Below are 22,582 nucleotides of genomic sequence, written 5' to 3'. Positions count from 1 at the left end.
GCCGGGCGGCGCTCAGTCGTCCAGCAGGTCGCGTAGCAACTCCACGGTGAGCGGCTCCGGTTCGGCGCCAAGTCCGGCAAGCAAGCCGTCCAGGCGGTCCACGTAGTAGTCCAACTCCGCGCGGTCGCCCGTTATGTGCGTCGCCCGGAACATGGTCCGGTAGAGCATCTGCGACTCCGGGCACACCACCAAGCCGACCGAGCAGGCCCGCTTGGCGGCCTGCGGGTCGTGGTTGTCCAGGTGGTACTCGGCCAGCCGGGCCGCCACGTCGACGATCTCGGCGATCATCTGCTGACGGAACGGCTCGGCCCACACGTAGCGGCGCGGGCCCACCCCGTCGAACGGCGCGTCGCGCACTATGTCCAGCGCACGTGCGTAGTCCATCGCCACCTCGTGGCTCCCGTACAGGCCGGGCGCGACCAACTCGCGGAAGCGGAACCAGTCGCAGGCGAAACCGGGCCCGAACGCGTAGCCCTCGCCGCCCGCCGCGGCGGGCAGGTGGCTCGTGCCGTCCTGGCTCGTGCCCACCCAGCGGCGCAGTTGGCTGATCGCCGAGTTGCGCGCGGTCGCGGTGACGCCCAGCGGCCAGACGGCGGCGTCGAGTTCGCTCAGCGGGCGCCCCGGGTGCAGGGCGATCCACGCGGCGAGTTCGGTCAGTCGGGCACGGCGGCCGTGCTCGACCTCCTCGCCGACACCGATCAGATCGACCTGACCCAGTATCCGGATCTCCGGGTACGTCGGCGCGAAGCCCTCGGCCGCCTGTCCGATCGCGGCCGGCGCCTCGGCCGGCAAAGCGGCCACCGGCGGCGCCACATCCCACGCCGAGCCGACCTCGGGCGCGTCCGCCGCAGCCGGTTCGGCCTCCGGCGCGACCACCAGGAACGTTCCGGAGTCCTCGGCGGTCGGGGCCTCCTGCACCTGCCCGGGGGCGCCCCAATACTCGGCGGACGGCATCTCGACGCCACCGACCGCGCCGGTCGCCGACGAACCGGAGTCCGCCGGCCCGAACGCCGCCGGGTCCGCGACCTCCGGGCCCGGTTCGTCCGGCGCCGGGGTGATCCGCTCGCGTCCCCGGCCCTGCATCAGGTCGACCTCGTCGTCCGGGCCCAACACGTGGACCCCGGGGGCGGCGAGCACGTCCGCCCGCACGCCTCCGTGCCCGTTGGCGGCGTGCGCCGCGTAGGTCTCGTAGGTACCCTCCGGGGCGTCGGCGACGTCCCACGACGGGGTTTGCTCACCGGTGCTGGTCCGAGCGTCGATCGGCACTGCCGTTCCCTCGTCCGGGGCCTCTGCGGCCGCCACCGGTTCTGCCGACTGCCCGGCGTCCCCGGCGGATGCGTGGGGGTGGTCCTCGGGATCGTCCACCCCTTCGAGTCCTGTGTCGTCGTGCCCGTCGTCCCCGAACGAGAGCTCCGCAGGCGGGGTCACGGGACCCGGTACGGAGCCCGCCTCGGGCGCGGCGGGCGCGCCGAAGACCGGCTCACCGAGCGTCGAGTCCGCGAGGTCCGGTGTCCCGAACCCCGGCGCCTGCGCCGCATGGGCCACGAACTCGGCCGACTCCGGGGCCGGTTCCTCGTGGCCCGGGGCGACGACGACCGCCTCGTCGGCGGTCGGCTCGGCATGGGCCGACCCGGCACGGACCGATCCGTCGGCGATCGGCTCCTCGAAGGATGGCGGCACCGAGGCTTCTCCGCCATATGCCGGATGCGGATACGGCGGTTCCGCATAGGGCGGTTCGGCATACGACTGTTGGGCGTATGCGGCGTCCGCGGCGACCGCGTGTCCCGGTTCCCCGGCCGGCCCCGAATCCGGGCCGGTCACGGGGGCTTCGTACTCCCGGGTCGGCACCGAGGGCGGGCCGTCCGAGTCGTTAGCCGGCTGGAACAGCTCGGGCTCGGCAACCCGTTCGGCCTCCGCGGTCGCGTGCGCGGTGTCGCCGGATCCGGGTCCGGTGTCCTCGTGCTGGTCGTCGGGCAACCACGGCAGCGGCAACGAGCCCGTGTCCTCCGGCGATCCGCCGCCGCGCTCGATCCGCTCCGGCGGGGCCAGCGGCATGCCCGCGACGGGGAATACGGCGGCCCCCCACGAGCCGGTGTCGGCAGCCGACCCCGACCCGCCGCGACCGGCCCGGCGCGTGGTCGGCGCGGGCCGCCCGGGTGCGCCGAACACACGCTCGTCGGGCTCGGGATCGGTGGGGTCGGGCTGGTAGTACCCGGGCGAGACCTCGAACTCGGCCGCCACGTCGGCCACCGTCGCCCCGCCGACCCGGGCCGGTCGCTCCATCCCGCCGACCGCCGACCATGCGGCGGAGGACATGCTCCCGCCGCCGGAGCCGACGCCCACCTCGACCGACTCAGGTTCACGCTCCGGCCGTTGGCCGGGGATCAGCGCCTCGTCGGCGGGCACGCCGTCCAGGTCCTTGGAGACGGTGAACATGCTCACCAACGCCTGGTACTGCGGGTCCTCCAGGCGCTGGACGTGCACGTCGGCGTTGATCCGACTGGGCGTCACCACGCCCGGCACGGTGGGCAGTCGGGTCACCCCGAGCCCGCTGAGCCACGGCTCCGAGTGCACCGGCGCGACGATCGCGGCGGCGGCACGCGGGTAGGTGTTGGTCAGCCGCTGGATGTGCGGGACGTGCGCCTCGGTCAGCGGCTCCAGGGACAGTACGATCTCCGGCGGCCAGGTGTCGGGCAGAATTCCCTTGGTCCGGGCCTGCCGGGGCGAGGTCAGTTTGGCGTCGTCGAGCAGGCCGACCACCTCGTCCGACCAGGTCGCCAGCCGACTCAGTGCCTCGTCGAGCGAATAGGCGTAACGCAGTTGTTGGCGCCCCTCGCGTTCCACGTCACGCAGTTCGCGACCGAAGCCGACCACCGTCACACACAGGTCGTCGCTCCACACGTTGGACAACAGCTCGACAGCGAGCGCACGCAGCACCGCGAGGTTGTCCTCCCCGGAACCGTCGGTCAGGCCGATCACGCCGAGCGATTCGAGATCGACCAACAGCTGGCGTCCGTCGTCGGTTTCGCCGAGCACCGCGAGGGCCGGATACGGCGCCGGTACGTTGGCCGCCGCGCTGGTGTGCAGCAGCTCGGCGTCGGCCGGGCACGTCCAGTGCATGTGGTCGCCGTGTACCGCCTCGAACGGGTACAGCGGCGGGGACGGCGCGGCCAGGTGCAATTCGAGCTGTTGGTCGGTGAGTTGCACCGAGTCGATCAGCGGCAGCGTGCGGCCGGTGTCCGACATCCGGGCACACAGCGTGCGCAGCGTACGGTCGAACAGGTCCAGCGCGTCGGGCGATTCGGTCGCCCGCAGCTGCTGTTCCAGGTCGGCGGCGGCCGGTGCGGGCATCGCGATCCGGCGCCCGTCCCGGCGCACCGACTGCTGTAGTCGACGGCGTACCAGCAGCGCGCCGAGCACCGCCGCGGCGCCGACCGCGCCCAGGGCGAGCGCACCCACCGGTACCGAACTCTCGTCCCCACCCGGGCTCGGCGCCTCGGCCCGGCTGCCGGTGGGGTTGGTGTTGTCCGTCTTCTTCGGCGTCTCGGTCGACGCCGCACCGGGCGCGCCCGCACCGTCGGGGGCGTTCGGGACCACGATCGGGTCCTGCTTGGCGATCTGCGGCGGGGTCTCGACGAACGGCTTCTGCGGCTCGGCGGGCGGTTGTTGGGCGGGGGGTTGCTGCTGCTGCGGAGGCTGCTGCTGCGCCGGCGGTTGTTGTTGCGCAGGCTCCTGCTGGGGTGGTTGTTGCTGCGGAGGCTGCTGTTGCGGCGGCTGTTGTTGCTGCGGTGCCGGGTCCGCGCCCCCTCCGCCCGGGATGGACAACGTCCAACCGGGCTGGATCGAGTTCGGGTCGGTCAGTGCCGCGCCACCCGACTGCGGCTGGTCCTTGTTGGCGGCGAAGATCTCGGGGTAGCGGTCGCCGTCACCCAGGAGTTCCTCGGCGATGTCGGACAACGTGTCGCCCGGCTTGACGGTGACCGTCTTCGGCAGCGCCTTGTGCTCCTCCCCCGGCAACTCCGGCGCGTGCGCGGCCTTGACCTCGGCGGGCGGCCCGGCGTTGGCGGGCAGCGCGAGCACCCAGCCCTCCTCGACGTAGTCCGCCGAGTCGAACCGCTGCCCGTTCGCCATCGTCTTGCCGTCGTTGAGCCTGGCGATCTCGTTCCAGCGTTTGCCGTCGCCCAGCCGCTCCTCGGCGATCGTCCACAACGAGTCGCCGCGTTGCACGGTGTGCGTGGGTCCTGCGGTCGGCCCGGGATCCTGTACCCGGACCGGGATATCCTGCTCCACGGCTCGACTCGGCGCACTCGACACGTGTTCCGGCAGCTGCGGCGCGGCGTGCGCCTCGCCGGCGGCCAACGCGGTACCGGCGGGGAGCATCAGCATGATGCCGCCGATCAGCGCGCCCGCCGCCTTCTGGCTCCAGCCCAGGCCGCGAATGCGCGGCGCGGACAACCCGCGGAGCTGGGCCGGGATTTCCACGATCACCGAGACGGCGAAACACAGCCAGGCGCCCCAGAAGACGAGGGCGAGTGCCGCGAGGAAGCCGCGTCCGTCGTCGGGTTGGGTGAGGATCTTGCCGATCTCGTCGAGCGCGGGCAGCCGGTGCGGCAACACGTCGGTGCTGGCCACGACGAGCGAGGCGGGCAGTCCGACGAGCAGCGCGAGCAGCACCACGAGGCTGAGCAGGCCGCGTATCAGGTCGAACAGGAATCTTCCGGGTCCGCGACGCCTGCCCCGGTCGGCACGATTTCGTGCGTGTGCCCCGGTGCCCGGACCGGCGCCGGAACGAGGGCCTTGGGTAACGGTCACGGTGCGTCCTCCGGGTTTCGGATCCCATGGACGAGCCCGGCACGGGCATGGCCTTTGACGGTGACGGTGGAGACGCCGAAGAAGGCGGCCACCTTGGTCTTGTATTCGATGGTCACGTAGACGTCGATCTCGCGACCGCCTTTGGTGACCTCGGCTTTTCGGCTCTTCACCAGGGTGTGGGTGTCGAGATAGTTCTCCGCGGCGCGCTCGGCGTCCGCTTCCGTGACGATGATCGCCGTCCCCGGGATGGCCTTGGTCGGATCGATCGCCTGCCCGGCGGCCCGGGCCGCCTCCTGGGCGAACGCGTCGGCCTTGGAGTCGGCGCGCAACTTGCCGCCGCCGTCGATGACCAGGCCGACGAGCAGGATGATCACCGCCATCATGATCGCGAGCATGATGGCGAGGCTGCCACGATCACCGGGGTCGGGATCGACGTCGGGGCCGCGGACGCGCGTGCGCGCCATGGATGTCATCCGTTCCTCCCCCGGTAGGTGTCCAGCACCGAGGTGAAGGTGCCGTGCAGGGTCTTCGAACCCGGGATGCCGGGGAAGGCCACGTCGGACAACGACACGGTGCACGTGACCGAGACGGTGACGATTCCGGGCGTACCGGGAGCGGTCTGGAAGCCCGGCAGCTTGACCTCGGTGAGTGGGGTGCAGTGAATCCCGTCCTGGGCAAGCGAACTCTTCACAGCCGCCCTGGCGTTTGCGTCCGCCTTCCCCGGGTCCCGGGCGATCGACGCCTCCCGGGCCCCCGCCTTGGCCGCCGCGTCCACACCGTTGCCGGCCACCGAGGTTCGGCCGAACGCGATGATCAGGCACAGGAACGCGATCAACACGGGCGTGAGTATCGCTGCCTCCAGAGCGAACGACCCCTCGTCCGCTCGCAGGCTCCCCCTGTACACCCTCGCCCCCCACATGTTCATCAGCCCGGACTCGTCCACCGCTCGACGACGCCGTCCGCGTGCTGCGTGATGGTCAGACTCCCGAGGCCGGGCACAATCGACAACGACGTACCCCGAACGGTCACGCGGATCCGCCCCTCGCCGGTTCGTTCCGGAATCACCTTCGGATCCTTGAGCATTCCCCCGCCGAGGTCCTTGACCACATTCCGGCCGCGCTCTTCCGCCTTCCCGCGGTCCCCCTCCGTCGCACGCCCCACCTCGACGCCCTCCTGGGCCGCCTGCAACGCCACCTCACGGGCGTACCACCACAGGCAGACCTGGATCACCGACAACAGCACGAGGATGAACACCGGGAAGATGATCGCCATCGAAATGGACATGCTGCCGCGATCCGACCCGCCTGCCTGGCGCAGGCGGCGTCGGATCGCGGCGATGGGTCGGCTTCGTCGCACGTCGGTCATCGAGAGGTCGTCGGCGCCGTCAGCCCGGGTCCGGCTTCTCGTACTTGTCGTCGGACGTCTTCAAGTCGTCGCGATACTTCTTGTACATCGTGATGATCACCGCCGCGATGCTGACGGCGGCGACGATCAATACGGCGACGATGATCGCCGTCTCGATGCTCACCGCGCCGTGGTCACGCTCCTTGCGCAGTCGCCGATAGCGGTCCACCAGACCGCCGGTGACGACCAACACGAAGGCGACGGGAGCCGGGGCGACTCTGTGCACGGCGGTCTCGACACGATCGAGCACCGCTGGGGACGAGGAACCGGTTGACATTGCCTGTACTCCTTCCGGAGAACGGCTCGGAATCCGAAGGTCGTTCATACCGAGAACATCCGGGAAATTGCCGGGAATCCGAGCAGGATTCCCATGATCACCACGAGCATCGTCCCCGGAACGGTGAGCCGTTCCGAGTCCGCGTTCGCCTTTTCGTGTTCGTTCGCGAGCAGTTCCACGCGCAGCGACTGGGATCGGGCGCGCAACGTGCCGTACACGGCGGCGCCTTCGGTCCCGGCCATCTCGATGATGTCGGCCACGTCGGCCAGTTCGGGCAGGTCCAGGTCCTTGGCCAGGTCGCGCAGTCCGTCCCAGGGGTCGGCGCTGCCCACTCGGGCCCGGGCCAACGCGTCCTGGATCCGGGCGAAGGCCCAGCCGTCCCCCACGGCCGCGGCCCGTTCCAAGGCCTCCGCCGGGCCCGCGTCGCCCGCCCGGCCCAGCGCCACCAGGTCCAGGTAGGCGGCGGCCGCGTGCTGGAACTCGATCCGGGCCGACTTGGCCTGGTCGCGCAGCGCGTAGTCGGGGATGAACCACATCCCCGCCGCCACCGCCAGGGACAGGAACAGCGGTACGTAGAACGCGATCCCGATCCCGGCCGCGGTCAGCACCGCCGAGAGCATCGCGGGCAACAGCAGGCCGAGTAGGGCCAACAGCGCCTTGGTGCGCACGAAGTGCGCGACCGTCTCGCCGACCAGGTCGAGTTCGCGGTGCGGCACCCTGAAGCCCGGGACGTGCCGAACCATGGCGACCAGTCGGTCGTCGTACTTGCTGCCCGTCTGCTCCGTGCGCCGCTTGGGCATCCCGGACAGGCGGTGCAGCGCGTTGCCCAGGTCCGGCGGCGCGGGCCACAACTCGCGGACCAGCACGGCCACTCCGGCGCCGAGCACACATCCGCTGACGATCACCATGGGTGGGATCACGACCACTCACCCCGCAATACGGGCGCGGTGTGCACACCCTGCTCCTGCTGCACGTCCACCGCTCTGGCCGCCTTGACCACGCTGCGCGGATCCGCCACCAGGAAGCGGGGCTTGACCCGGTCGGCGGCCAGCGAACGCATCCAGACCAGGGTGCCGACGTAGGCGATCGCCATCAGCAGCAGGACCATCTGCCCGAGCGCCGTACCGTACGGCGCGGCGTAGTCGCGGTTGATCACCACGACCAGGGAGGTGACCCCCAGGGTGATGTAGGTGATCCAGCGCACGGCCATCCGGGCGCCGGCGCGGTCCGCCTCGATCGCCCGGCGCTGGCGCACCTCTTCGCGCACGGTCGTGGCGAGGTCCTTGAGCGCCATCGCCAGGCCCGGCCCGCGGTCCGAGGAGCGCAGGATCAGCGCCGCCGCGATCTTGTCCGCCGTGGCGTCGCCCAGATCGGCGGCGAACGCCCGCAGCGCCTCCTCGGGCCGCCACCGGGACTGCAATCGGCTGACCAGGTCGCCGACTTCCTCGACGATCGGCTCCGGGCAGGTGGCCCGCGAGGTGAGGATCGCGTTCTCCAGCCCGGCGCCCAACTCGATCAGGTCGGCGATCCGTCGGGTCCACTCGGCGAGCGCGTCCAGGCGTTTGATCACGCTGTGGTCGCTCTTGGTGGGCCTGAGCAGCCAGGGCAGTCCGGCGAACGCGGCGATCACCAGGAGTCCGGCGCCGAGGAATCCGGTGAACAGCCAGACCAGCGCGGCCACCACGACACCGACGGACAGGCGGATCCGTCGGGCGGTGCGCTGACGGGCCGTCACCGGTCCGGACCGCATCCGGCGGATCGCCGACTCCATGCGGCCCGGCGGCTTGGGGGTCGGGTCGTCGTAGGTGCCGACGAGCCCGACGATCAGCCCGATCACACCGCCGACCAGCAGGCATCCGCACACCGCGACCAACAACGCGTCACCCATACGATCACCCGGCCTGGTGCAGCTTGAGCCGCAAGGGGCGCCAGCCGTGCGGTTCGTCCAGCAGATGCGGACTGAACCCGGCCCGGATCAGATCCGGCATGTCCGAGGGGTACATCCGGGCCGTGGCGCGCGGATCGTCGGCGGTCGGCGCGAAGATCGTGTTCACGGCCGGGCGGCGGTGTTCGCCCATCCCGGTCACCTCCAGGACGTGCGAGACGAAACGATGCCGTTTGCCGCCGATGGCCGTCTCGTCGATCATCCGCACGAAGACGACGTAGTCGACGGCGTTGGAGGCAAGCCGGTAGGCCAATTCGGGACTCATGTGCGCGCCGTACTCCAGGCAGAGTTCGGCGATCCGGTCGAAGATCATGTCCGGCTCGCGCACGTGCAGCGTGCACATCGAGCCGCCCTCGCCGTTGGTCATCACGCGCAACATCGGCACGATCTCGCTGGAGCGCACCTCGCCGACGATCATCCGCGACAACGACATGCGCAGCGCGGAGGGGATCAGTTCGCCGATGGTCAACTCGCCCGCCGACTTGCCGTCGATGCCGCGTTCGCCGTTGCCCTCGCGGGCCTCGATCGCCACCACCTGGCGCAGGTGGCCCAACTCGTGAAGGAAGAGTTCCAGTTCGGTTTCGAAGGTGCCGATCCGCTCGTCCCGGGGGATCTCGTGGGACAACGCGCGCAGCAGCGAGGTCTTGCCGACACCCTGGGTGCCGCAGATGATCAGGTTCTTCTTCGCCCGGACCAGCGAACCGAGGAAGGCGGCCAACGTGCGGTCCAGGGTGCCGAGTCCGATCAGCTCGGCGAGGCGCACGTCACGCACCCGGTGCCGGCGGATCGTCACGTAGGTGTGCGGGGTGACCTCGGTGATCGCCTGGAGCCGGGAGCCGTCCGGCAGCCGCAGGGCCAGGGTGGGCTGCGCGGTGGACAGGGTGCGCTCGCCGCTGCCGTGCCGGCGGGCCAGGTCGCGCAACAACTCGCGGAGTTCCTCGTCGGAGGCGGTCAGCGGGGGCACCTGGACTCGGGGGCGGTCCGCGTAGTCGACCCAGACCGTGTCGTAGCCGTTGACGAGGATGTTCTCCACGGCCGGGTCGGTCAGGTACGGCTCCAACGGCCCGGCGCGGAACAGCCAGTCCCACACCGCGCGCGCCATCGCCCGGTCCTCGGCGGGCGTGGTGGAGATGCCGCGCTCGCGGGCGGTGACGTCCGCCCACTCGGCGACCACCTGGGCGACGATCGCACGGCCGCGCTGCTCCCGGTCGCCGGTGGTCATGCCGGGCGCCGACTTGTCGAACTCGTGCAGTTGTTCGGCCGCCCGGTCCTTCAGTATCCGCACCACGGCCGGGTCCACGACCGGTTCCCCGGACGGGTTGCGGGGCGGCGTCGGGGCGGTGGTGAGCGGGGCGTGCGGGCCGGTGCCGGTGGGGGCGGGCGCGGCGGACGGGCGGCGGCTGACCGTGCCGACGCCGTTGGCGCTCACGCTCGCGGTCGGCGGCACGGTGAACATGCCGTCGCGCGAACCGGGCGGGCGGGCAGCGCCGTTGACGTGCCCGTTCACGCCGGGCACGGCGTGCGGTGGGGCCGGCACGGCGGTCGGCGCGGACATCGCGGTCGGCGGAAGGGGCGTGCCGTTGGCGGGAGTCGGCGGCGGGACGTGGCCCACGGCGGGCGTCAGCGAGCCCGCGCCGGCCGACCAGGTGTGCTCCGGGCCGGTCCCGGGATCGGAGCCGGCCCGCTGGAAGCCCTCCGGCCAGGTGCGCAGTGGGGGCGGCGCGTAGAACACGTCCTCCGTCTCGGGGCGCCCCGGGACGACGTGTATCTGCGGGTGGCCGCCGGTCTTGGCGGGGGGCTCGGGTTCCGGTTTGTTGTGCGGATCCGGGTGCAGGGGGCGGGCGTTATCGAACATGGCCGGCCTCCTCGCCGGCCGGGCGGTGCGCCGGTTCGGCCTCGGCGGGTGACTCGGGGTGGGGCTCGGGACGCGACTCGGGGTGGGGCTCGGCGTCGGAGCGGCGGATGTACGCCGCCGCCTGGGCCCAGCCGTCGCTCGGCGCCGGCGCCTCGGGGCCGGTGGGCAGTTGCCCGCCGGACGTGGGGCGCGGAGCCAGGCGCATGCGTCGCTGTGCGGCCAGGTTGATCACCGCGTCCGCGGTGGTCCGCGCGGCCCGCATGTACCTCGAACGCAGGAACCGTTTTCCGGTGTCGCCCTCGCCGTCGGACAACACCCGCGCGCGTTCCGGGTCGAACGGCACCAGGCCGAGCACGGGCGCCTCGAGGTGTTTGCCGATCTCCTGCCGGGAGTAGCGTCCCTGTTCGATCACCACGAGGGCGATCGAATCGGATCCGGTCCCGTGCGTGTCGAGGTCGTTGCGCAGGGCGGTCAGTCGGGGCTGGGCCTGGGCGAGCGAGGGCAACGTGCCGCGGACGACGGGGAGTACCAGGTCGGCGCGGCGCGCGACGATCGCCGACGCGCCCGTGGTGCCGCGCCGGCCGAGGTCGACGATCACGTCGTGCGGAATCTGCTGATTGCCCAGCCCGGCGGCGAGTTGCGAGATCGGATCCCACGTGTAGGCCAGTCCCGACGCCTGGGTGGGGTCGACCAGGCCCGGCAGCAGCAGGCGTTCGCGGCGGCCGTCGGACAGGTCGACGAGTTGCCGGAAGAAGGCGTCGACGAGATTTCCCTGACGGTGTGCCACGCCCAGTTGGTGCAGCCCGTATTCGGCCGAAACCCGACCCTGGAGCGCGCCCGCGAGGATCGAACCCCCGTCCGGATCGGCTTCTATCAGGATCACCCGGCGGCCGGCGGGCAGCGGCCAGGTGAGCAGGAGTGCGAGCGCGGTCGAGGTGGCACCGGGCGCGCCCGTGCCGCCGGTGACCGCGACGACGGTCATGGGGTGCCTCCGGCCTTGCCCGGCGCGGGGTTGGGCGCCGCGTCCGCGTTCCCGGTGTTGAGCACCACGATGGAGAACCGACCGTCGACCACCTGCAGGGCGAGCGTGGGGCCGTCCTTGGCGGGCACGGCCACGTCCAGGACCGCCTTGCCGGAACCGGAGTTCGGGTCGGCGGCACTGGCTCGGATCACGGTGGCCGCGATGGTGACGGGCTGCGCCGGCACGGCGTTGGCCCCGGCGGGCGCGGTCACCGAGGTCACGACCAGGATCCGGGTGCCCGGGGTGACCCGCTGGACCGGCATCCTGGTGGCGTCCACGGCGATCGGGACCAGCGTCTCGCCCGGTTGGATGGCGATCTTCTCGGTGACCTGATCCGAGGTCAGCAGCGAGCCCGCGCGCAGCTCGACGGCGGCGCGTTTGCCCACGATGACGCCCTTGGAGCCGGATCCGATCGGGCGCAGACCGGGCGCGTCGTTGATCTCCACGACCCGCAGGTCCTCGGCGGCGATCGTCTGGCCGTAGGGCACCGTACGAGCCACGGCCAGCACCGGCACCCGTTTGTCGCCCATCTGATAGAACGCCGCCGAGCCCAGTCCGCCCGCCGCGATCAGCGCGACCGAGAGCGCGATGAGCGCGGGCCGCCGACGTCTGGCGCCGAGGCTGCGCGTGGGCGTGACCGGCATCGCGCCGGCGGTCGCGCCCGGTGTCGCGACGCCGTTGCCCGATGGCCGTTCCGTAGCTGCCTTCACCACCGGCTCCGCCCCCTTGCTCTGCCGGGTCCACCCAGGTTCCGCGCGGACCGTGATCCACTTCGGAGCTACCGCTCGTATCTTCCACCACACACACTGTCAGGTGAATGGTGAACGGCTCGAAAACCGCCGCCGAAGTTGATCATTCGATGCATTCCGTGACCTCGACGCACCCCGTCAACCAGCACGATCGCGGACGCCATGTGACGAACCCGACCCCACCCAAGATCACGGGCAAGCATCTCGTTCCGGACACCGAACGGGCCCCACGATGGTCCCGAAACGAGCCCCGCCGCAAGCACTTTCGGGCAATTGTTGGCCGGCCGGGTTCGGACCGCACCGCGCGCGCTCGAACGTGATATCGCGCGGCCGAGCCGACGCCGGGCACGGTACTCGATCCGATGTACGAGGAACTCCCGGGTGCCATGGGCCAATCCGGCAAAACGGCAGATGTGTCGTCATGTCGATGCGGTGACGATCGGGTGTCGAGACGGCGAAGCCCGCACCCGTCGGCGGAGTTTCAGACCCGTCGGCGGATGGCCCGTACCGGCAGGTGTCCGGGGCGCGGGAGCGCGCTCGTCCGCGGCCGGGACGGCTTGCCGGGTACCGGCTCCAGATGCCATCGCGCGCACACCACCGCCACGGTGGTCACGATCTGGGCCAGGAACAGGTATTCGCCGACGCACCGGTGCACGCCCGCGCCGAAGGGCATGTACACGCCGCGCGCACGCCCCCGGAAGCCGGGCTCCGCCCAGCGGTCCGGGTCGAAGCGCTCGGGGTCGGGGAACAGCTCAGGGTCCCGGTGCAGCGCGTGATGGCTGTACAACACGTCGCCGCCGCTCGGGATGTGATGCCCCATCACCTCGACGTCGCGATTGGCCCGACGCACCACCAGCCAGGGCGCGTACAGCCGAAGCGTCTCGTCGACAACACTCCTTGTATATACGAGGTCGCCCAGGTTCTCCGCGGTCGGCGGCCCGCCGGCCAGTACCTCGTCCAGCTCGGCGTGCAGCCGCTTGCGGACGTCCTCGTCGCGGCCGATCTCGTGAAAGGCCCACGAGAGGGTGGCGTTGGTGTTGTCGTTGCCGGCGATCAGCATCGACACCACCTCGTCCCGCACCGCCTCCGGCGACATGCCCATCCCGACGAACTCGCCGAGCAGCCCCTCCCCCGAACCCGCGTCCACCGCCGCGGCGATCGTGTCGCGCAACCGGGCGCCGGTCTCGGCGAAGCGCCGGTTGCCGGGAGTGGGCAACCACCGCGCCCATTCGGGCAGCACCGTGCGGGTGAACACCTCCTGGATGAACACCGGCAACGAGCGCCGCACTTCGGCGACAGCGGCGTCCGCGGCCGGGTCCTCGCCGAAGATCAGCCGACCGAGTGTGGCCAGGCCGAGTTCGCTCATCTCCCGATCGAGCGCGAGCGTGGATCCGGGCAACCACTGCGCGCTCGCGTCCTCGGCCCGACGCCGGACCACCTCCACGTACCCGCCGATCCGGGACCGCTGGAACGCGGGCTGCACGGCACGCCGCCGGGCCCGATGCAGCGGCCCGTCGGAGGCGGCCAGCCCGTCGCCGATGTGCAGCCGGGCCTGCTTGAAGAAGCCGTCCCGCTCGACGGTGTCCGCGTGTTCGACCAGCACGCAGCGCACGAGCGCGGGATCGTTGAGGACGTACAACTCCTTCGGCCCGACCCGGATCCGCACGATCGGCCCGTGCGCCCGCAACGAGGACACGAAGTCCCACCGCCCGCGCAACAACGCCGGGGTATGACCGAGCAACGGCACTGCGCCCGGGGCGATCGGAACCACGCGGCAACTCCTCGACGGGGATGGGGACGAGACGACGCGGTCCCCGAAGCGGCCGGGGCCCGCGGCCGGCATCCGCGCCGTGCGCCGGTTCGGGAGTGGTCCCGGGCCGGTGCGCCGACGTGATTTGCGGCGGGCTCGAGCGTATTCGCCGCTTGCCGCCCCTGCTTCACCGCCTCGCGTCCGGCTCGCGCCCCGTGCGCGGGAGCACTGCCGTTTCGGGCCCCCGTCTGTGCGCCGCCGGTTTCGGGTCCACGCGCGCGTTCCGCTCCAGGTCCGACTTCCTGGCCACGTACGGCTTCCCCGGCGTGACCACCGTGGGCCGGCCCGTGACCGCGCGCGGCCCGGGCGTCGTGTGCGTCGCGTTCGGGTCCGGGGTCGGGTCGACCACCGAGGTCACCGAGGCGGGTACCGACTTCGGCTCCCCGGCGCCCGAAGCGGACGCGATGCCCACCCAGGACCCCACCGCGATCCCGACGGTGGCCAACACGGCGGCGACCGGCCCCACCAGACTCATCGCCTGCCCGGGCGGCCGGCTTTGACGATTCGTCATGTGCGTACCCCTTCACTGGACAGTGGGACATTCGGACCCTCCACAAGAGAAATACGTCCGCCGACCGAGCCGCGTTGCACCGCCGGCCCACGCCGCCCACGTGCGGAACATCTCCGAACCGCCGTGCAACCCGGGGCCGCCGGCGCGCGTATCCCCTGTGACAGGCCCCTCGACATGCAGGCAACCGCACGCCTCGGCAACGGCCGAGCGCTCTCGAGCCATGCCCACGGGGGGCCCGGTGAGGAGGAGATCACGGTGCGCGATTCCCGCGACCACCCCCTGGCAACCGCGCTGCCGACCGCGTGAGGGAGGCAGCCCGTGAACGGGAGTTCCGCGAGTACGCCGAGGCCCGCCAGGCCCAGCTGCGTCGATCCGCGTACCTGCTGTGCGGCGACTGGTACGAGGCGCAGGACCTCACCCAGACCACACTGATGAAGATGTACACGGCGTGGGGCAGGCTGAACCGCGACGGCAATGTGGACGCGTACGCCCGCGTGGTGCTCACCCGCACCTACATCGACCAGCACCGCAAGGGCCGTTGGCGCGAGGAGCCGGTCGACGAACTCCCGCAGCGGCCGAGCGACGAGTCCCCGTCGCCGGACCTGCGAATGACCCTCCAGGCGGCGCTGCTCCGGCTGCCGCCTCGCTATCGGGCCGTGCTCGTGCTGCGCTTCTGGGAGGACTGGAGCATCGAACAGACGGCGGAGGCCCTGCGGATCAGTACCGGCACGGTCAAGAGCCAGAGCGCGCGCGGCCTGAACCGGCTGCGCGAACTCGTCGGCGAGCAGATGTGGGAGCTGTCCGAACGGTGAGGCCGACCATGAACGATCGCGACCTGTTCGCGCTGATGCTCGATCAGCCCGAGCCCGACTTCCCGAGCGTGGTGGACGCGGCCGTGGCGGGTGGCAAGCGGATCCGCCGGCGCCGCCGCGTGGCGGCCCTCGGCGCCGGGGTGGGTGTACTGGTGATCGCCGGCGTGGGGCTGTTCCTGGCGCCCTCGCGGCAGGCAACCGTGCGGCCGGCGACGGATGTTCGGCCCGCGACGACGACGGGGGCCACGGAGACGATCCGGCCCAACCCCGCCGTGGACGCACCGGCCTCCGCCGAACCCGCCTCCGCGACACCGGAGTCCGGCGCTGACCGGCCGACGGCCCGGGCGGAGACGCGACAGGAGCAGGCCCCTCCGGAGACGCAGCCGAGGAGTGGCGGGCGCACGACTCCGCCGGCCACCATGCCCGAAGGCGAGCGCAAGGCCAAGTGCTTGGCGGTCAAGGCGACCAAATGCTGGTGAATGGCCGGAAATTGAGGGATTGTCACCTATCGATGCGGATCACCGTCCACCGTATGCGGATTGTCATCCGCTGATCACGTCGTAGCCCCCCGCACCCGCGCTCGGCCCCTAATCTGATCCCGGATCATTCGTCCGGAGTGAGGAGAGGGCCGGCGTGAACAGCACTGACCCGTGGACCGTGGATCGCATCGCGCATGCGCTCCCGCACCCCGAAGCCCGCCACGAATTCCTGCGCCTGGTGAATCTGACGCCGATCGGCGATCTGCCGGGCCTGCTGGCCCGCTACGTACAGGCGGCGGAGGAACTCATCGCCGGCCTGCCGCACGCACGCGCCCTCGCGGCGCAGGTTCGGGCCACGGGCCTGGACCCGGACCTCGACGAGGTGGACGAGGAAATCGTCCGCAAGTGGATCTCCCGCGGCCGAGCGCAAAGCAGTGCCGCGTGACGTGGCGCCCGAGGATCGGCATCGAGCACCAAGAGGTCATCGACCGCTTCCCCGAAACCACGCTCAACCACTGGGGAATGCTGCTGTACAAACTGGTCTGCGACCCGTACACGGCCACCGTCCGCTACGGCGAGGACGACCGAATCGTCCGCACCGCAGCGGCGGGGCCCCTGATCGTGGTGGTACTGCTCAACGAGGGGACGACAACCGTCACCGTGCTGCAGGTCGTGCACCTGGGTTGACCTTGTGGTGCTTCCCGCCACCCGGTACGCAGTAGTGATCGGCCACTTCACCCATCACACCGTCGTGTCGCTGCCGGTGAACCTTCGGCTCACCGGTGCGACCGACGTGGTTGCCGCGCTTGGCCTGCTTGACCTCGGGGTCGAGGACGCGACACACCTTGCGCACCTGCGGATGCTGACCGGGAATCGCATACGCGGAGGCCACGCCCGCGAAGGCGAGGCCGAAACATGCCACAACCATGATCGCTGTCTTACGGATCCTGCTCATTCGGCAGAAGATAGCGGAGCCGGCCCCGGCACACTAACCACGTTCCGAAACCATTTCCCGAACCAAGCCCCAAAGCCCCCCCACACACACATCCACCCCGCCCCTCACCCACACCCAACCTGAATCCCCGGACCAGCAAGCCCCCAGAACCGGGCCAGCCAACAGCCCCAGCCGAAAGCCCAGAACCCCCAAGCCCCCAGAACCGGACCAGCCAGCGGCCCCAGCCGAAGGCCCCAGACCACATCGGGGCGACCAACGGCACCCCAGCCGGAAACCACAGACCACCAAGCCCCCAAAATCGGGTGGATCAACGGCACCCCAGTCGGAAACCACAAACCACGAAGCCCCCAGATTCGCGCCTGCCAACGGCCACCAGTCGGGAGCCACAGCCCCCCGGGCCACCGCACGCAAGCGGAAGCCGCACACCACCAAGCCCCCAGATTCGGGCCTGCCAATGGCCCCAGCCGGGAGCCGCAGACCCCTCCTGGCCACGGCACGCAAGCGGAAGCCGCACGCCACCAAGCCCTTGATAGTCCCCCCAGAGTCGTGACGGCCAACGGCACGTCAGGCGGGCGAGCGGGCGAGCGGGCGAGCGGGCGAGCGGGCGAGCGGGCGAGCGGGCGAGCGGGCGAGCGGGCCGCTCTCAGGGCCACGGGGTCCCCGTGTCAAGAGCCCCATGCCTCTCAACCATCCGATCCCCGCACCCCGCACCTGACACCTCGACCTCGCATCCCGCACCCCGCCCTCCGCGCCCCCGCCGCATCACCCACACGGCCCCACCCCCACACACCCCGCCGCCACCCCACCCAAACGCCACCCCACAACCCCAACACCCGCCCCCACAAGGGCGATCCCACCGCACCGCCCCCCACCCCCGGCTCGCCCTCCCACCACATCCACCATCCAGTCGGGTGGTTGACCGCCCACCCCTCCGCCTAAGCTGCCGCCCGCTCCGCCGTCGGCAGCCCACGGAGGGACCCCACATGCCCCGAACCCGCACCCGCGCCAAGTTCCGCGGCTGGGCCATAGCCCCGTTGGCCGCCGTCCCGGCCATCGCGCTGCACGACCTCTTCGACTCCCTCGGCATCAACGGCGTCGACGCCTGGCTGGCCACCTCCGCCGCCCTGGCCCTCCTGTGCGCGACCGTGCACCTCGCCACGTCGACCCTCAACCAACGCCCCGACCCCCCGGACGACCGCGACTTCGAGCTCCACATCGCCGACCTCTGCCGCCGCGACGGCCTCCTCGCCGTCCAGGTGGCCCCCGACGCCAACGTCAAGGCCTACCTCCCCAACGGCAGCCTCGTCCTCATCCGCTGCGCCCCCCTCACCCACGAGGCCCGCCCTCTGGACCTCCACGCCTTCATCGGCACGGCCCACCACAACCACCAGGCCGACATCCCGGTCTTCATCACCCGCCACGGATTCACCACCGAGGCCCGCCGATTCGCCCACCACCACGGCATCGTCCTACTCGACCAGTCCCGCCTATACCAATGGCAACAGGGCCACGGCCTGACCACTCTGGTCACCACAGCCCCATAACCCCACCCGCCGGCTCCCCACGAACACCCCCACCACCAGCCCGAATCCCCCCGAAGCCGCCCCACCAACCAACCCCGGCCCCACCCCCACCAAGTGGCCGAATCCCGCTACCCGCAGTGATCTCCCGAAGACGCTTACGACCCACCCGATCAAGTGCAATGATGCTTCGGCAGATCAATAGCGCACCGAACTCCGAAGATCGCACCTGCTGCGGGGGTGGCAGTTTTGGCCCGATCCACCAACACCCAACTCCCGGCAACCCTGCTGGCAGCCCTGGCCACACTCACCCTCCTGACCACGGCCTGCTCCTCGGACAAAAAGGCGAAAGAGCCAAAAATCAGCCAAGCGGCACCCAAAACGGCGGCTGCTCCGCTCCCGACACCGCCTCAGAGCACGGCAGCGGCAGGCCCGCCGATCAGCGAGGCCGATGCCACAAGCACTTCGCAGGCCTACTTCGATGCCAGCAAAAAGGCCCGAGCAGCACGTGATATTCATTCAATCTCGGAAATCGAAGCGGGAGCCCTGCTCGAGGTATCCACCGCTCGCCTCGAGCGTATTTTGAAGTACGGCGACAATATCGGCAACGACGAGGATTTGGCCGCGAATAGCAATATACACGTCGCTTCACCCCAGGGGGCCCCCGGTGGTGAGGACCGGTGGCTTCTGTCCCTGGGTCGACAAACCATCGGAAAGCAATCCCGTGGATCCCTCGGAATCCTACGCCAGGACAAAGGGGCCGGGCCTTGGAAAATGTCATTTCTTGCATTCACGGAGGTTGGCAAGGATTTCCCTACCGTCACGCAAATAGCGACGGTCGACAACAAAGAAAGCACAGCATCCGGGAACATCTACTACGGCCAGGAGATCTGCCGAGATTTCGCCAACTATTTGGACGGAGGTTCGACCACAACCAATTGGGGGTCCAGGGCAAAAGCAGTCATTCAAGCAGACCGCAACAACAAACGGGACACAGAAGGGCTGGCGAAGGGCGGATCGGTCACCTTCAAGACCGAGATCCGCGACAGTGAAAAATCGCCGGCCTGGAAGACGTCAGACGGCGGCAAATTGGTCATGTGCACCACACGATCATCCTCCAACCTCACGGCGGGTTCATCCCCGATATCCGTCACCAATAGCCAGAGCTTTCAGAACCTGAACGGCCGCACCACCAAATGGAAGACACTAAACGTAGTAAATGTCGGCATGACCGTATTCAAGATCCCGGCAACCCCGGATTCTCCGATCGACATCGTCGCGGACTCTGTTCGGGCACTCTCGAGCGACGGCACGCCCGCCTGAAATCCATCCCCACTGCCACGTGAAGATGCCCGCCAGGGAGGACTCATGAATAGATCGAAAGTTCTACGAAGTGTCGCCTTGGCCTGCACAGCCGGCTCCATTGGCGCCTTCTTCCTTCTTCCACCGGCTTCTGCGGGTGTGACGAATTGCGGAGACCTCATCATCTGCATCGAAGTACCCGGCCCGGGAGGAAGCAGCGGCGGGGCCGGTGGCGGCGGAGGCGCGGGAGGTGGCAGCGCCACAAGCGGCAGCGGGGGTGCCGAACCCGGCTTCACCCAAGGCAACGGAGAACACACTGCCGTTGGGGCCACGGCTACCGGTGGCGGCGGAGGCCCCGCTCCCCAACTACCTGCCCCTACCGACGCTCAAGTCGCGACCCTCGCCATGGCCCAGCTCGAGCTTCGCAAGCCCAAGGTCTTCATGACCCCGGAACCCGGAAAGATGGGTCTCGTGGGCCTCCCGGTTTGGCTGTGGATCGATGCATCCGATCCGCACCGCTGGTCACCGGACGGAATCTCCAAGACGGTAACCGAACGAGGTGTAACCGTTACGGCCATCGCTCGATCCAAGTACGTCCTGTGGTCCATGGGCGACGGGTCTACCGTGAAGTGTCTAACTCCGGGCACAAAGTACGACCCGTCCTCCCCGAGTACTTCGTCACCCGACTGCGGCTACGTGTATAAAACTACATCCGCAAAGCAGCCGGAAAGTCGGTTTACAGTCACCGCAACCGTCCACTGGGAAGCGAGTTATGTAGGGGCGGATGGCATACCTATTCTACTCCCGGCCATGGAGGGGCAAACCGAAACAACCGCTCGCGTAGGTGAACTTCAAGTCATCAACTAGCGACTCGAGATTCACATGCGGTGCACGCGAGGACGCCGAACAGTGGCTCGGGTCGACAAGGCACGGAAGATTTCCCGGGGAAGGTCCGCCTCGCCGCTGACCGGATGGCATGAGCACTCGAAAGCCTCTGCGCTTACGCCTTTTCAATGCAGCGCCAATATGGCTCAGGCGATGGTCCAGCCTGTGGTTTTGGCTATTGTGGTGGCTTGGGATGGGGTGATTTTTGCGCCCTGGAAGTCGACTGTTCGGGGGTCGAGGGTGGATACGTTGCTGTCTCGTAGGTCGGCGTTTTTGAGGGTTGCGCCGTGCCAGATTGCGCCGGATAGGTCGCAGGTTGTTATCACGGCCTTTTGCAGGCGGGCGGTGGTCAGGTCGGCCTCGCGCATGCGGACGCCGGTGAAGGTTGCCTGGGTCAGGTCGGCTCCCGGTAGGCCGACGAACGACCAGTCTCCGCCCGTTACTTCGAACAAGGTGTAGGTGCATTGCCGGAACGCGCTGCCGACCAGTTTGCAGTCGACGAACCTGGTGTCGAAGAACGTGCAGCGTTTGAATGTGCAGTTCGTGAATGCCGCTCCCGTGTGCCGCGACGCGTTGAATCGCACGCCCGCGAACGTGCACTCGTCGAACACCGCGCCCTCGTTGACGACCTCGGTCCAGTCCGTGTCCAGGAACGAACAGCGCGTGTATTTCGCGGTGTCCGTCAGCTCCTTCCCGTACCAGTCCTCGTCGCGGATCACGAGTGCCTCGTCGGGGATGGCCATCTCTCCATTGAACACGCCGCCCCCGACATGCGCCCGCCCCGCCGTCGCGGGCCCGCTCAGTCCGGCGAGGCGATGCCCGCGACCATTCCCTGCGCCAGTGCTCGGGCCGCGGGGCCCGGGGGCTGCCCGGCCTGTCCGGTGACCAGGGTGTAGAGGGCGCCGGCGTAGAGCGTGATCAGCGTGGCGACGTCCGCGCGCGACGTGTGCAGGCCGAGGGCGCGGTGCTGGGCCAGGGTGAAGTCCACGGCCTCTGTCTGCATGTGGTCGAGCGTGCGCTGGAGTTCGGGACGGCGGGTGGCCTCGAGGTCGGTTTGTACAGGCCAGAGAGAGCGCCCGGTGCATCGTGGCCGAGAACGCCAGCGACATCGCGATCAGGTCGACCAAGCCGCCCCGGTCGATCGGACCGGCCACCGTCTCGTGCGCGGCGGTCATGTCGGCGCGGTGCAGTTCCAGGACGCGCTCCGCCGCAGCGCCGAGCAGGACGCCGCGGCTGCGGAAGTAGTTCGACGTCGTACCCGCCGGCAGTCCCGCCGCTTCGTCCACCGCGCGGTCGCTGAAGCCGTGAACCCCCGGCCCGGGCCAGGACCTCGATCGCACCGTCCGCGATGGCACGTTGACATCGACGTGGTCCGCGAGCGTCGCGGGCTGGTGATCGCCGGCGCCGAGGGCATGTGCGGCCTGATGCCCGCCGGCAACGGGCTGCTCCAGTGGTGGTCCGACGTCCGCCGCGACCCGTCCGAACCGCCGCCGACGTCGCCGATCGCCGCACTGCGCAAACGTTTCGGGCGCTGGACCGCGCCGATCCCCCACGTACTGGCGGCGGTCGCGGACGCGGACGTCGAGTACTTCGCCCACCGCCGGCACAAGGTCCCGCGCACCTGGTCGACGCCGTTTCCACATCCGCATCCGCGTAGCGCCTGCACAACGCCGCGGCAACGAACGCCCCGCCCCCGCCCGCTACCCCTCGTCCACCACCACGAACCGAAAACCCAGCGCATCCAGAAACGCCCGCAGCAGCTCGTCCGGCGTCCCCTCCGCGCGCAACGTGGTCTCCAACGCCGCCTCGTCCGGGGTGAGTCCGGCCTCGCGCGCCCAGCCCACAGCACGCGGCAACACCCGCTCCGGCGGCGGCCCGAGTTCCGGATCCAACGCGTACGACCTGGCCGCACGCGGTGCCAGCGCGCAGTGCCATACGTCGCCCCCACCCGGACTCTGCGCGTCGATCATCGCGAAGTGGCCGGACACCACGTCGGCCGTCAACACCGGCGCGTCCGTGTCCGCCATCAACGTCGGCCCCGGATCCAACCCCGACGCCAACAGCAGAACCTGCCAGTCGCCGTCGCGAGCCGACCACCGCGGTTCGCCGCCGGCCTGCTGAACGGCCGGCAATTCCAACAGGGGCCACGCCGATCGGGCGACGACATATACACCGAAGTTACCCATCACCCCCCAGCATAGGACGCACCGACGACCCGTCGCCGCGATTCCTCCCAGGCGACCGG

General features: G+C 70.1%; 21 protein-coding genes and 1 pseudogene. 6 read left to right on the top strand and 16 right to left on the bottom strand.

The features are described 5' to 3' along the window. Positions 1-12 precede the first annotated feature (12 nt). The 12 genes from ACMXN5_RS25630 to ACMXN5_RS25575 form a co-directional block, all read right to left on the bottom strand. Positions 13-4,812, bottom strand: a complete 4,800-nt coding sequence (locus ACMXN5_RS25630; protein WP_439677173.1) for a LysM peptidoglycan-binding domain-containing protein — start codon at positions 4,810-4,812, stop codon at positions 13-15. Then, complete coding sequence (locus tag ACMXN5_RS25625; RefSeq protein WP_439677172.1) at positions 4,809-5,276, bottom strand: pilus assembly protein TadG-related protein; 468 nt, start codon at positions 5,274-5,276, stop codon at positions 4,809-4,811. The genes ACMXN5_RS25630 and ACMXN5_RS25625 overlap by 4 nt, the downstream gene beginning before the upstream one ends. 5 nt (positions 5,277-5,281) lie before the next feature. Continuing rightward, entirely contained in the window at positions 5,282-5,731 is a 450-nt protein-coding gene (locus ACMXN5_RS25620; protein WP_439678076.1) for a TadE family protein, read from the bottom strand. Positions 5,732-5,736: 5 nt separating this feature from the next. Beyond that, positions 5,737-6,096: a TadE family protein gene (locus ACMXN5_RS25615; RefSeq protein ID WP_439677171.1), complete on the bottom strand. Its 360-nt coding sequence runs from the start codon at positions 6,094-6,096 to the stop codon at positions 5,737-5,739. 100 nt (positions 6,097-6,196) lie between these two features. After that, entirely contained in the window at positions 6,197-6,493 is a 297-nt protein-coding gene (locus tag ACMXN5_RS25610) for a hypothetical protein (RefSeq protein WP_078974721.1), read from the bottom strand. Between the two features lie 44 nt (positions 6,494-6,537). Then, positions 6,538-7,413 (bottom strand): type II secretion system F family protein, encoded by an 876-nt coding sequence (locus tag ACMXN5_RS25605; protein WP_439677170.1) that lies wholly within the window; start codon positions 7,411-7,413, stop codon positions 6,538-6,540. Then, positions 7,410-8,381 (bottom strand): type II secretion system F family protein, encoded by a 972-nt coding sequence (locus ACMXN5_RS25600; RefSeq protein ID WP_439677169.1) that lies wholly within the window; start codon positions 8,379-8,381, stop codon positions 7,410-7,412. The genes ACMXN5_RS25605 and ACMXN5_RS25600 overlap by 4 nt, the downstream gene beginning before the upstream one ends. Positions 8,382-8,385: 4 nt before the next feature. After that, positions 8,386-10,293 (bottom strand): ATPase, T2SS/T4P/T4SS family, encoded by a 1,908-nt coding sequence (locus tag ACMXN5_RS25595; RefSeq protein WP_439677168.1) that lies wholly within the window; start codon positions 10,291-10,293, stop codon positions 8,386-8,388. Continuing rightward, entirely contained in the window at positions 10,283-11,275 is a 993-nt protein-coding gene (locus tag ACMXN5_RS25590) for a hypothetical protein (protein WP_439677167.1), read from the bottom strand. The genes ACMXN5_RS25595 and ACMXN5_RS25590 overlap by 11 nt, the downstream gene beginning before the upstream one ends. Next, positions 11,272-12,024 carry an SAF domain-containing protein gene (locus tag ACMXN5_RS25585; protein ID WP_439677166.1) on the bottom strand — a complete coding sequence of 251 codons (753 nt, stop codon included), beginning with the start codon at positions 12,022-12,024 and terminating at the stop codon, positions 11,272-11,274. Before ACMXN5_RS25585 ends, ACMXN5_RS25590 begins: the two co-directional genes overlap by 4 nt. A 520-nt stretch (positions 12,025-12,544) precedes the next feature. After that, the gene (locus ACMXN5_RS25580; RefSeq protein ID WP_439677165.1) at positions 12,545-13,834 is read right to left on the bottom strand and encodes a cytochrome P450; all 1,290 of its coding nucleotides are present in this window, start codon (positions 13,832-13,834) and stop codon (positions 12,545-12,547) included. 166 nt (positions 13,835-14,000) lie between these two features. Further along, positions 14,001-14,384: a hypothetical protein gene (locus tag ACMXN5_RS25575; protein WP_439677164.1), complete on the bottom strand. Its 384-nt coding sequence runs from the start codon at positions 14,382-14,384 to the stop codon at positions 14,001-14,003. Between the two features lie 302 nt (positions 14,385-14,686). On the opposite strand from ACMXN5_RS25575, the gene ACMXN5_RS25570 reads away from it, so the two are divergent. The 4 genes from ACMXN5_RS25570 to ACMXN5_RS25555 all read left to right on the top strand — a co-directional run bounded on the left by ACMXN5_RS25570 (position 14,687) and on the right by ACMXN5_RS25555 (position 16,362). Next, the gene (locus tag ACMXN5_RS25570) at positions 14,687-15,196 is read left to right on the top strand and encodes a SigE family RNA polymerase sigma factor (protein ID WP_439677163.1); all 510 of its coding nucleotides are present in this window, start codon (positions 14,687-14,689) and stop codon (positions 15,194-15,196) included. Positions 15,197-15,204: 8 nt separating this feature from the next. Beyond that, positions 15,205-15,675 carry a hypothetical protein gene (locus ACMXN5_RS25565; protein ID WP_439677162.1) on the top strand — a complete coding sequence of 157 codons (471 nt, stop codon included), beginning with the start codon at positions 15,205-15,207 and terminating at the stop codon, positions 15,673-15,675. 154 nt (positions 15,676-15,829) lie between these two features. Continuing rightward, positions 15,830-16,120, top strand: a complete 291-nt coding sequence (locus ACMXN5_RS25560) for a hypothetical protein (protein WP_126639535.1) — start codon at positions 15,830-15,832, stop codon at positions 16,118-16,120. Further along, on the top strand, positions 16,117-16,362 hold the full coding sequence (locus tag ACMXN5_RS25555; protein ID WP_078974732.1) for a hypothetical protein: 246 nt from the start codon (positions 16,117-16,119) through the stop codon (positions 16,360-16,362). Before ACMXN5_RS25560 ends, ACMXN5_RS25555 begins: the two co-directional genes overlap by 4 nt. On the opposite strand, the gene ACMXN5_RS25550 is transcribed toward ACMXN5_RS25555, so the two are convergent. Next, entirely contained in the window at positions 16,331-16,630 is a 300-nt protein-coding gene (locus ACMXN5_RS25550) for a hypothetical protein (protein ID WP_379996684.1), read from the bottom strand. The genes ACMXN5_RS25555 and ACMXN5_RS25550 overlap by 32 nt on opposite strands. Positions 16,631-17,613: 983 nt before the next feature. On the opposite strand from ACMXN5_RS25550, the gene ACMXN5_RS25545 reads away from it, so the two are divergent. Both ACMXN5_RS25545 and ACMXN5_RS25540 read left to right on the top strand, forming a co-directional pair. Next, positions 17,614-18,174, top strand: a complete 561-nt coding sequence (locus ACMXN5_RS25545; protein ID WP_439677161.1) for a restriction endonuclease — start codon at positions 17,614-17,616, stop codon at positions 18,172-18,174. Positions 18,175-18,390: 216 nt separating this feature from the next. Beyond that, positions 18,391-19,473, top strand: coding sequence for a hypothetical protein (locus ACMXN5_RS25540; RefSeq protein WP_439677160.1), 1,083 nt, complete (start codon positions 18,391-18,393; stop codon positions 19,471-19,473). 1,010 nt (positions 19,474-20,483) lie between these two features. On the opposite strand, the gene ACMXN5_RS25535 is transcribed toward ACMXN5_RS25540, so the two are convergent. The 3 genes and pseudogenes from ACMXN5_RS25535 to ACMXN5_RS25525 all read right to left on the bottom strand — a co-directional run bounded on the left by ACMXN5_RS25535 (position 20,484) and on the right by ACMXN5_RS25525 (position 22,523). Further along, positions 20,484-21,080, bottom strand: a complete 597-nt coding sequence (locus ACMXN5_RS25535; protein ID WP_439677159.1) for a pentapeptide repeat-containing protein — start codon at positions 21,078-21,080, stop codon at positions 20,484-20,486. 56 nt (positions 21,081-21,136) lie between these two features. Continuing rightward, positions 21,137-21,373 (bottom strand): annotated as a pseudogene (locus ACMXN5_RS25530) (hypothetical protein); the annotation flags it as partial. A gap of 664 nt (positions 21,374-22,037) precedes the next feature. Beyond that, positions 22,038-22,523 carry a hypothetical protein gene (locus ACMXN5_RS25525; protein ID WP_439677158.1) on the bottom strand — a complete coding sequence of 162 codons (486 nt, stop codon included), beginning with the start codon at positions 22,521-22,523 and terminating at the stop codon, positions 22,038-22,040. Positions 22,524-22,582 lie beyond the last annotated feature (59 nt).

The organism is Embleya australiensis, assembly GCF_051903075.1.
GTDB lineage: Bacteria > Actinomycetota > Actinomycetes > Streptomycetales > Streptomycetaceae > Embleya.
Note: the sequence above shows the minus strand (reverse complement) of the source record. Positions and strands in the feature narration are given on the sequence as shown.